The 612-nt window shown below is 26.6% G+C and carries 1 protein-coding gene and 1 pseudogene; one reads left to right on the top strand and one right to left on the bottom strand.

Going from position 1 to position 612, the window contains the following annotated elements; all coding sequences use genetic code 11:
- The coding region (locus GQX97_RS13960) for a [Fe-Fe] hydrogenase large subunit C-terminal domain-containing protein (RefSeq protein WP_304488843.1) at positions 1–188 on the top strand (188 nt) is incomplete at its 5' end.
- 72 nt (positions 189–260) lie between these two features.
- Here the strand turns inward: GQX97_RS13960 and GQX97_RS13955 are convergent.
- Positions 261–612: pseudogene (locus tag GQX97_RS13955) on the bottom strand (hypothetical protein); the annotation flags it as partial.

Genomic DNA, 612 nt, shown 5'->3' with positions numbered 1-612 from the left:
AATTAAGAGCTTATGGTAAAGTGCAATCTGGAGAGACTTCTGTTACTGATGATACTCCAAATTTGGTTGAGGTTATGGCTTGTAACGGCGGTTGTGTGGGAGGACCTTGCGTTGTTAAGAACCCTAAAGCAGCTACTGTTTTATTACAGAAATATGCTTCTACTGGTAAAGAATTAAATAAAGAATAAATATTATATTATTGATTATTTAAAGCACATATTATAAAAAAATAATATGTGCTTTTTTATATACTAAAAAAATTAAAACACGCTATGCATAGATTCTTTTATGGCATTACCGTTGATGTTTAATTGCTCATCATCAATAGTAATATAACCATTTAAAAYTCCTAAGGATATRTTATTATCTACTTTRGTAACACTTCCAAATGAGTCTTTATTTTCTTTTCCTGTGAGATTAAATACTAAACTAAAACCTAATTCTTTAGAATAAAAATCTATACTGTCTTTGTATTGATGAGATATAAAATTATTGTATATATACCATTTATTTCTATATAATATTTTTATGATTTTYGAATTTTGAGATTCCGGTTTACTATCATATATAAGTATAGGTATTGGCTTTGTACTATATGAAGAGTATACTAAT

The organism is Brachyspira sp. SAP_772 (assembly GCF_009755885.1).
Lineage (GTDB): Bacteria > Spirochaetota > Brachyspiria > Brachyspirales > Brachyspiraceae > Brachyspira.
Note: the sequence above shows the minus strand (reverse complement) of the source record. Positions and strands in the feature narration are given on the sequence as shown.